The sequence below is a fragment of the Synechococcus sp. H55.11 genome, assembly GCF_047462475.1.
Lineage (GTDB): Bacteria > Cyanobacteriota > Cyanobacteriia > Thermostichales > Thermostichaceae > Thermostichus.
This window is the reverse complement of sequence record NZ_JANSJI010000359.1, coordinates 1-8,906: the sequence shown is the minus strand read 5'-3', so window position 1 is coordinate 8,906 and position 8,906 is coordinate 1. Positions and strand designations below refer to the sequence as shown.

At 59.2% G+C, this 8,906-nt stretch carries 8 protein-coding genes and 1 pseudogene; 8 read left to right on the top strand and 1 reads right to left on the bottom strand.

The window, feature by feature from the left end; all coding sequences use genetic code 11:
* From NW853_RS13715 to apcD, 4 genes are all read left to right on the top strand, one after another.
* Positions 1 to 678 (top strand): SDR family oxidoreductase (locus NW853_RS13715; RefSeq protein WP_414349302.1); only part of this gene is annotated, 678 nt, incomplete at its 5' end.
* Between the two features lie 109 nt (positions 679 to 787).
* Positions 788 to 1,477: a GTP cyclohydrolase I FolE gene (gene folE / locus NW853_RS13710; protein WP_414335003.1), complete on the top strand. Its 690-nt coding sequence runs from the start codon at positions 788 to 790 to the stop codon at positions 1,475 to 1,477.
* A gap of 370 nt (positions 1,478 to 1,847) precedes the next feature.
* On the top strand, positions 1,848 to 3,083 hold the full coding sequence (locus NW853_RS13705; RefSeq protein WP_414349305.1) for a type IV pilus twitching motility protein PilT: 1,236 nt from the start codon (positions 1,848 to 1,850) through the stop codon (positions 3,081 to 3,083).
* A 182-nt stretch (positions 3,084 to 3,265) separates the two neighbouring features.
* Positions 3,266 to 3,751 carry an allophycocyanin subunit alpha-B gene (gene apcD / locus NW853_RS13700; protein ID WP_414335004.1) on the top strand — a complete coding sequence of 162 codons (486 nt, stop codon included), beginning with the start codon at positions 3,266 to 3,268 and terminating at the stop codon, positions 3,749 to 3,751.
* 18 nt (positions 3,752 to 3,769) lie between these two features.
* On the opposite strand, the gene NW853_RS13695 is transcribed toward apcD, so the two are convergent.
* Positions 3,770 to 4,453 (bottom strand): HEAT repeat domain-containing protein, encoded by a 684-nt coding sequence (locus NW853_RS13695; RefSeq protein ID WP_414335005.1) that lies wholly within the window; start codon positions 4,451 to 4,453, stop codon positions 3,770 to 3,772.
* A 93-nt stretch (positions 4,454 to 4,546) separates the two neighbouring features.
* Here NW853_RS13695 and rpsO point away from each other — a divergent pair, with 93 nt between their 5' ends.
* The 4 genes and pseudogenes from rpsO to NW853_RS13675 all read left to right on the top strand — a co-directional run bounded on the left by rpsO (position 4,547) and on the right by NW853_RS13675 (position 8,741).
* Complete coding sequence (rpsO, locus tag NW853_RS13690) at positions 4,547 to 4,822, top strand: 30S ribosomal protein S15 (RefSeq protein ID WP_414335006.1); 276 nt, start codon at positions 4,547 to 4,549, stop codon at positions 4,820 to 4,822.
* Positions 4,823 to 4,839: 17 nt separating this feature from the next.
* Positions 4,840 to 5,295: pseudogene (locus NW853_RS13685) on the top strand (photosystem II biosynthesis protein); the annotation flags it as partial.
* A gap of 66 nt (positions 5,296 to 5,361) precedes the next feature.
* The gene (larC, locus tag NW853_RS13680) at positions 5,362 to 6,555 is read left to right on the top strand and encodes a nickel pincer cofactor biosynthesis protein LarC (protein ID WP_414335007.1); all 1,194 of its coding nucleotides are present in this window, start codon (positions 5,362 to 5,364) and stop codon (positions 6,553 to 6,555) included.
* Positions 6,556 to 6,746: 191 nt separating this feature from the next.
* Positions 6,747 to 8,741 (top strand): ABC transporter ATP-binding protein/permease, encoded by a 1,995-nt coding sequence (locus tag NW853_RS13675; protein ID WP_414349304.1) that lies wholly within the window; start codon positions 6,747 to 6,749, stop codon positions 8,739 to 8,741.
* The last annotated feature ends 165 nt before the right edge of the window (positions 8,742 to 8,906 follow it).

The window sequence follows — 8,906 nt, the reverse complement described above, 5'->3', positions numbered from 1 at the left end:
GGGATCGGCAAAGCGGTAGCTCTGAGACTGGCCGAGGAAGGGATAGCGGTTGCTTTGGTGGCCCGTTCCCACCCCGATTTGCTGGCGGTGCAGGCGGAGATCCAGGCAAAAGGAGGAAAGGCGGAGGTTTTTCCCATCGACTTGGCCGACTTGCCCGCTCTACCGCAGCAGTTGCAAGCTCTTTTGGATCGATTTGGCGGTTGCGATGTCTTGGTGAATAATGCGGGCGTGGCCTACGTTGGTCCCTTGGCCAACGTAGCTTTATCGGATTGGCAGCGGGTGATTGACTTGAACCTGACGGCAGCTTTTCTCTGCGCCCAAGCCGTCCTGCCGGCGATGCGCCGGCAGCGCTTCGGCGTGATTGTCAACGTCGTCTCGATTGCGGGCAAGCGAGCCTTTCCCAATTGGGGAGCCTACTGCGCCAGCAAGTTCGGCCTGCTGGGCTTTTCTCAGGCCTTGGCCGAAGAAGAACGACAGCACGGCATCCGGGTAACCAGCCTCTGTCCCGGAGCGGTGGATACGCCTCTCTGGGATACGGATACGGTTCAGGTGGATTTCGACCGTTCCAAAATGCTCTCGCCGGAGTGGGTGGCGGACTTGATTGCCTATCTCGTTCGCCTGCCCAGGGGTGCTGTGGTGGAAGATCTCACCCTCATGCCGGCGGTGGGGGCCTTTTAGGCTGGCTCTTCCTGGAGTGGCCTTGCTAGCCCAGTTTTGAGGGTTTCCCGGCCCTGTCTCCCTCGACAAGTTCCTTCAACCCTTCGTTCAACCAAAGGAATATCCTGCTATGACTCTTGCCAAGCCTGGATCCGGTGCCGAATTGCGACTCAACGACAAAGCCAACCTCAAGTCTCGGGTTATTCGCGATCTGTCCCACTCGGCAGAGCAAGAGCCCAGGGGCTCAGAAAGCCTGGATCCGGCGATGGTGGCCGCAGTGGAGACGTTGCTGCGGGGAATTGGGGAAGATCCCCAGCGGGAGGGTCTCAAGAAAACCCCGGAGCGAGTGGTGGCCGCGCTGAAGTTTTTGACCAGCGGCTATCAGCAGTCCCTGGAAGATCTCATCAACGGCGCCATCTTCGACGAGGGCCACGACGAGATGGTGCTGCTGCGGGACGTAACCCTATTTAGCCTCTGTGAGCACCATCTGTTGCCCTTTATCGGCAAGGCCCATGTGGCTTACATCCCCCGTCAAAAGGTGGTGGGCCTGAGCAAAATTGCCCGCATTGTCGAGATGTACTCCCGCCGCCTGCAGGTTCAGGAGCGTCTTACCCGCCAGATCGCGGAAGCCTTGATGACCATGCTGGATCCCTATGGGGTGGGAGTGGTTATTGAGGCTACCCACATGTGCATGGTGATGCGGGGGGTGCAAAAGCCCGGCTCTTGGACGGTTACCAGCTCGATGGTGGGGGTGTTCCAGGAGGATCCCCGCACGCGGGAGGAGTTCTTGAGCCTCATTCGCCACCCGTCCAACTTTTAAGGATCCCGCGGAGCTTTGCCGGCAAGAAAGCTAATCCTCTGCTCAGGCTGGGAATACTAGCTTAAAATCGACGCAGATCCTGCCAGAAGCGAGGCCTGTTATGAGCGAGGTCAGCCCCGAAAATCAATTTCCCACCGACTTAGACTCCGGTTGGAAGCCGCCGACCCCGCCTGTTGCCCAGCGCCCTCCGCGTGCGGCTGCTCAGACGCCGAAGGTGGAGCCCCCAACGCAGTTGGATCCGATACTGGGTGCGGCTGCTCCCCTCCCGCAAGGAACTGGATCGCGCCCTGCCCCCAGTGCGCCCAAGCCTATCCTGGGCCGGCCCATCCCGCCGGGCGTGGCTGCCGCTCCCCCGCAGACACCGGTGCCCATGCCCGGCCCTGCCACTCCCCCGCAGATGCCTCTGCCCACTCCTCCTGCCGCTGCGGGTCGGCCTCCGGCGTCGCCTCTCAGTCCGGCTGCTCCGCCTTTTGTGCCCCCAGCTCGCCCCACGGCTGCCGGGCGGATCCCGGTGGCCGCTGCTGCTCCTAAGTCTGCCCCCGCTGGCCCGACGCTGCGCCAACTGGTACAGGAAGCCTACGACAAGGGCTACTCCGATATTCACCTGGGGGTGGGGGAAGTGCCTCGTTTCCGGGATCGGGGGCAGATGGTCTTGAGCAACTACCCGGTCACCACCACCGAGATGTTTTATGGCTGGCTGCGGGAAAGCTTGCCGGAGAATCAAATTCGTCAGTTTGAAGAATGTTTGGAGCTGGATACCGCCATCCAGTACGAGGGTTTGGTGCGTTGTCGGGTCAACTGTTTTGTTTCTCTGCTCGGCCCGGCCATGGTGATGCGTCTGATCCCGCTCAAGATCTTGACGCTGGAACAGTTGCGGGCGCCTGAGGTGTTGAAGCGCATTGCCGAAGAGCACAAAGGCTTGGTTTTGGTGACCGGCCCCACCGGCTCCGGTAAGTCCACGACTCTGGCGGCGATGGTGGACTACGTCAACTCCAATTTTCCCAAGCACATCATTTCTATTGAAGATCCCATCGAGTTCGTCCACCAGAGCAAGAAATCGATGGTGCGGCAGCGGGAGGTCGGCATCCACACCCTGGAGTTTGCCAATGCCTTGAAAGCCTCGCTGCGGGAAGATCCGGACATCATCCTGATTGGGGAGATGCGGGATCGGGAAACGGTGGATACGGCTCTGAAGGCTGGTCAGACTGGCCACTTGGTCTTCGGAACCCTGCACACCAACAGCGCCGTCCGCACCATCGAGCGTCTCTTGGGGATCTACAGGCCGGAGGAGCAGGAGCCAATGCGCCTGCAACTGGCGGAGACTCTAGTAGCAATTATTGCCCAAACGCTGGTGCGCACCACCGATGGCAAGCGGGCAGCGGCTCATGAGATCATGCGCAACACCGATGCCATCCGCGACTACATCAAGCGGGGAGCGGTGGACGAAATTGAGGAGCTGATCGCCGATGGCTCCTACGAGGGCATGTGTACCATGAATCAGTCTCTGTTTAAGCTTTACCAAGAGGGTCGGATTACCGCAGAGGTGTGTCTGGAGGCCGCCCCACGTCCCAACGAGATGGCCCAATGGCTGCGAGGCCGGATTTAGAGCCGGTCTGCCGGCTGGGCCAGGTGCTTGAGGGAAGGTCTATCCTATCCTAAACTGGGAGCAGTTAGCTTGCTAAGTTGTCTTCTCATCTTCTGGGCCAACCTTTGGCTAGGGGGATGGGTTGCTGGGCTGGCTTGATTAAGTGAATTGAAAGAGCGTTACAAAACAGGAGAATCCCTACCGTGAGCGTGATCAACCAGATCATCGAGACCGCGGATGACCAACTGCGTTACCTCTCAGTCAGCGAACTGGAAGCCATCAGAAACTACATGACTACGGGCGAGAGGCGTCTGCAAATCGCTCAGGTGCTAACAGAAAATAAAAAGCGCATCATCGACGAGGCCCAAAAGCGGCTATTTGCCAAGCGGCCGGAATATGTGCAACCCGGCGGCAATGCTTACGGTGACAAGCGCTACAACCAATGTTTGCGAGATTACGACTGGTACCTGCGTCTGGTGACCTATGGCATTATTGCCGGCAGCAAAGAGCCGATTGAGTCCATCGGCCTGATAGGGGTGCGGGAAATGTACAACGCCCTCAACGTGCCCATCGCCGGCATGATCGACGCGATGGTCTTTTTGAAGGAAGCAGCCCTCAGCCTGTTGGATCCGGACTCCGCCGCCGAGGCCGCTCCCTACTTTGATTACATCATCAACGCCATGAGCTAGGGCAGGTTGGCCGGAGATCTACAGGGATTCCAGGGCGGCGCGGGCGTGGGCGGCCACCTGCTCTTGGGGATCCTGGGCCAGCCGGGTTAGGCCGGGGCGGGCGGCTTCGGTGCCCAGCTTGGACAGGGCAATGCAGACGCGGTAGCGCAACTGCCAATCGTCTGAATCGATGAGGGGCTCTAGATGGGGGATGGCTCGCGGATCCCCCAGATCCCCCAGGGCGGCGGCAGCGGCTGTTGTCAGCAGATCATCTCCTGCTTGCAAAGCTTCCACCAGGGTGTCGAAGGCGGCAGGGTTGCCCAGCTCCCCCAGGGCGGCGACGACGCTGAATCGCACCAGCCACTCTGTTTCCCGCCGATAAGCCCCCAGAAGATCGTCCAGGGCCTGCGGCTGCTTCAGATCCCCCAGGGCAGCGGCAGCAGCAGCCCGCACATCGAACTCCGGATCTTCTCGCAAAGAGCGCTGCAAAATGGGCAAAAGGGGGGCAGGATCGACACCAGATAGGGTGCCCATCTGGCTGATGGCGGCATAGCGGACGCGGGCATTCTCGTCGGCTATGGCTTGCTGCAACAGCGTCAAGGCTTCTGGCCCAGGCAGTTCTCTGGCCTTGTTGACGGCGCGCAGCCGATCTCCCAGGTCTTGTGAATTCAGCAGTTCCAGCAAAGCCGGCAGTGCCGGAGGATTTCCAGAGGTTGGTGTCATGATCCCCTTGTCTCCACGATCATCCCCGGCAATAGCAAGGGACAAAAGGTCGATGTTATTATTTTGAAGCAGTGCATCCAGTCCTTTGATCTTATGGCCTTATTGCAACAAGAGAAGCAGCAGATCATCGAGAGCTATCGACTTCACGACACCGACACCGGTTCTGCCGATGTTCAGGTGGCTCTGCTCACCAGCCGCATCAACCAACTCTCGCAGCACCTCCAGAAAAACCCGAAAGATTTCAACTCCCGCCGCGGCTTGCTGATGATGATCGGTCGGCGCAAGCGGCTGCTCAACTACATCGCTAAGCATTCTCCTGACCGCTTCCGGGAGCTGGCCGAACGGCTGAACATCCGGGTGAAAAAGTAGGTACCCATCCAAAACGCTATCGGAGAGCTGTCTTTGTGGCCAAATCCAGCCGCCATTCCAAAGCCGTCCGCCGTCGCCCCAGTTTTACCTCTGCTGAGGTCGAGAAGAAGCCGCCTAAGCAGGAATCTGTTGCTGCGATCCCCCCTGAGGTCAGCCGGCGGATGGTGCGGCGGATCCTGGTGTTTTCCGGGATCCCCTCTGGGCTGGGCCTGAGCAGCTTTTTCATCAATTACTACCTCTTAACCAACCATGTGGTGGCTTTGCCCCCTTACTTCACCTTGGTGGAGTCGCTAACCTTGTTTGGCCTTGGCTTTTTGGGCATCAGCTACGGCGTGTTCTCGGCTTCCTGGGATCCCAACCCCGGATCCCTCTTGGGAATTGGAGAGTTTCGGCGCAATTTGGGCAACGTCATCCAACACTGGCGGGAATCTGCTGCCCAATCTTCTCAATCTTCAGACTCTGGGGAAGCCTAATTCCTCTCCCATCACCGGACCAGGCCAGTTGCTGCCTACAATAGCTGTCACCCCCAGTTCTCTGGCATGAGAATAGCTTACTTCGACTGTGCGGCGGGCATTGCTGGCGACATGTGTCTGGGGGCGCTGCTGGATTGTGGGGTGCCCTTGGAGTATCTCAAGCAGCAGCTCCAGGCGCTGGGCATCGAGGGGGAATACAGCCTGCAGGCGAAGCGGGTGCAGCGGTGTGGCCAGCCTGCCCTACAGGCGGTGGTAGAAGTGTTGGACGGATCCCCGCCCGCCCGCCCTTGGAAGGAAATCCAGGCTTTGATTGCCGGATCCCGGTTGGCTCCCGCGGTCAAGGCCCGCAGCCTCAAAGTTTTTGAGAAGCTGGCGCAAGCAGAGGCAAAAGTCCATCAGGTGCCCCTGGAAACAGTGCATTTCCACGAGGTAGGGGCCGTCGATGCCCTGGTGGATATCGTCGGCACCTGTATCGGCCTGGATTGGCTGCAGGTGGAGCGGGTGATCTCCTCTCCTCACCCCATTGGCGGCGGCTGGGTGAGCACCGAACACGGCCAACTAGCGGTGCCCGTGCCGGCGGTGATCGAGCTGTGGGAGATGGGGCGGGTGCCGGTGTTTAGCAACGGCGTGGAAGCCGAGCTGGTTACCCCCACCGGCGCAGCCTTGGCGGTGGCGCTGGCAGAAGCGTTTGGGCCCTGTCCACCGCTGCGGCTGGAAAAAGTGGGGCGCGGGGCCGGCAGCCGCGAGCTGCCCATTCCCAACGTGTTTCGTCTTTGGATTGGCCAGTCCCAGGGGGAAGAGCCAACCGAGATCGTCTCGGTGCTGCAAACTCAGATTGACGACCTCAACCCCCAAGTGATTGCCTATACCTGCGAGCAGTTGCTGATCCTTGGCGCCTGGGACGTGTTTACCCAGCCCATCACCATGAAGCAGGGGCGACCAGGGGTGTTGTTGACGGTAATCTGCCCGCCGGATCGGGTGCCGGAGTGCCAGGAGCTCATCTTCCGGGAAACCACTACCCTGGGCATCCGCCACTCCCAGCAGCAGCGCACCGTCCTGGAGCGGCGGATCGAGCGGGTGGAAACCCCCTACGGCCTGGTGGACATCAAGGTGGCCCATCACCATGGCCGCATTGTCAACGCCCAGCCGGAGTTCCGCGACTGTGTGGCCTGCGCCCAAGAGTTCCGCGTGCCGGTCCAGACGGTGTGGCTGGCGGCCCAAGCGGCGTGGCAAAAGCGGCTGCAAGGGGATCCCGACTGAAAACAGAAGCTTTGGGCAAAAGTAGGCTGCCGCGCAGGAGCTGGACATAAGCCCTACCAGCACTGGCTCAGCATGAGCAGCGGGGCTCTTCCTCAGAGGCGAAGGGATTTGCTCCTGGTGGACCGAGAAGGGATCCCTGGCCTGCTAGCCTGGAAGATGTCGATCCCACGCTCTTGACCACGACCACAACCATGGAATCCCAAGCCGCTCAATTTAATTTCGACCGCAAACTTTGGGACCGCTTTATCACGGTAGCTCAGCCCTACTTTTATCCGCGGGTGCGCTACGGGGGCTGGATTTTCTTTGGCTTGCTGGCAGCGGCCATGGTGTTTGTGGTTGCCTTGATGTTCTTTGTGGAGATTGGGGTGACCTTGGTTGGTCAGGCCCTGTTCCCAGAGTTTTTTACCAATGTAGCAGCCGGGCTGGTGGCGCAAACGGAGAGAAACTTGGCCTCGCCACTGCTGTGGGTGGCCGCAGCCAGCTTGGCTCTGAGCAGCCTGGCCTTTGGGCTGGTGTGGCGCCAGATTCAGCGGCGCTGGCTGCAATGGCTGTTGTTGACCTTTTTGCTGTTTCTATCTTTAACGGTAAACCGATTAAACGTGATGATCAGCTTTATCTTTCGGTTTATCGACACCGCCCTACAGCAAAAAGAAGAGAACACCTTCTGGCAGTTTTTAATCATCTACGGGGTGTTGATCATCTCGGCCATTCCCATTTTGGTGATCTATCGGTATACACGGCTGAAGCTGGGGCTGTTTTGGCGGGAATGGCTGACCGACCACTTTCTGGATCGCTACTTCGAGCAGCGGGCCTACTACGAGCTGGATTCTAACGCCGCTAACACAGAGATTGATAACCCCGACCAGCGCATCTCCGAAGACGTTCGCTCCTTTACCGGCACCACCCTTTCTTTTTTGCTGGATATTCTCGACTCGATCCTCACCCTCTACGCCTTTACCGGCATTCTCTACAGCATCTCCCGCCCCTTGGCGGTGGGACTGGTTATCTATGCTACCATCGGCACCGCCATTGCCATTTTGGCCGGTCGCAAGCTAATTAAAATTAACTTCGATCAACTGCGCTACGAGGCCGATTTTCGCTACAGCCTAGTCCACGTGCGGGACAACGCTGAGTCCATCGCCTTTTACCAGGGAGAAGACCTAGAGCTGAGGCAGATCTTGAATCGCTTTGCCGCTGCCCTGCGCAACTTTGACTTGTTAATCATTTGGCAGGCCATTATTGACATTTTTCAGTATGCCTATAACTACTTCACGCGCATTGTGCCCTATGTAATTGTGGCCCCCCTTTACTTTAGCGGCGTACGGGATTTTGGCACCATTACCCAGGCCACCATTGCCTTTAGCCAGGTGCTGAGTGCCCTTTCAATTGTGGCCAACCAGATCCAAAGCATCTCCAGCTTTGCCGCCGGGATCAACCGTCTAGGGTCCTTTTACGAAACGTTGGAGAATCCGGCCCTGCGCCACACCCGCGACCGGGAGAGCACCATCCAAACTCGCATTGCTCCCCAACTGGCGCTGCAGCAGGTTACTTTGCTAACACCAAACTCGGAACGAACCCTGGTGCGGGATCTGTCCCTGAGTTTAGAGGCAGGCCAACGGCTGCTCATTGTGGGGGCCAGCGGCAGCGGCAAGAGCTCCCTACTGCGGGCCATTGCCGGCCTGTGGAACAACGGCCAGGGATCCATCGCCCGCCCCGACACCACCGAGATGCTCTTCCTGCCGCAAAAGCCCTACATGCTGCTGGGATCCCTGCGGGATCAACTCCTCTATCCAGGTCGTCGCCGGGATCTCAGCGATGCAGATCTCATCCGGGTTTTGGCCCAGGTGAACCTAGCCGATTTGCCGGAGCGGGTGGGCGGCTTTGACGTGGAGAAAGATTGGGCCAGCACCCTCTCTTTGGGGGAACAGCAGCGCCTGGCCTTTGCCCGCATTTTGATTACTCAGCCCCGCTACGCCATTTTGGACGAGGCCACCAGCGCTCTAGATGTAGCCAACGAAAAGCTGCTCTACCTGCAACTGCAACACCTCAACACCACCTACGTCAGCGTCGGCCACCGCCCCACTCTCCTGGCCTACCACGACCTGGTCTTGGAGCTACAGGGCAGCTCTGCCTGGAAACTCTGGTCGGCGGCAGAATACGGCGCCCGCTTGGCCCTGGCCGGCTAGAGCGCTGCCTTAGCTCTCAAGCTGCCCTGGTACCCCTCACCCCCGGCCCCTCTCCCAGAGGGAGAGGGGAGTAGGCTGTTCCACCTCAAACCCATAGAACTGGACGCAGTCCAGGGGAGATGCTACCCTGTTTCACAGGTATTCCGACCGGATTACTGGAGAATC

Excerpts from the sequence above, each read along its gene's own strand:
- NW853_RS13705 (WP_414349305.1), top strand. The coding sequence starts at position 1,848 with ATGCCCGGCCCTGCCACTCCCCCGCAGATGCCTCTGCCCACTCCTCCT.
- folE (WP_414335003.1), top strand. The coding sequence starts at position 788 with ATGACTCTTGCCAAGCCTGGATCCGGTGCCGAATTGCGACTCAACGAC.
- rpsO (WP_414335006.1), top strand. The coding sequence starts at position 4,547 with ATGGCCTTATTGCAACAAGAGAAGCAGCAGATCATCGAGAGCTATCGA.
- NW853_RS13675 (WP_414349304.1), top strand. The coding sequence starts at position 6,747 with ATGGAATCCCAAGCCGCTCAATTTAATTTCGACCGCAAACTTTGGGAC.
- larC (WP_414335007.1), top strand. The coding sequence starts at position 5,362 with ATGAGAATAGCTTACTTCGACTGTGCGGCGGGCATTGCTGGCGACATG.
- NW853_RS13695 (WP_414335005.1), bottom strand. The coding sequence starts at position 4,453 with ATGACACCAACCTCTGGAAATCCTCCGGCACTGCCGGCTTTGCTGGAA.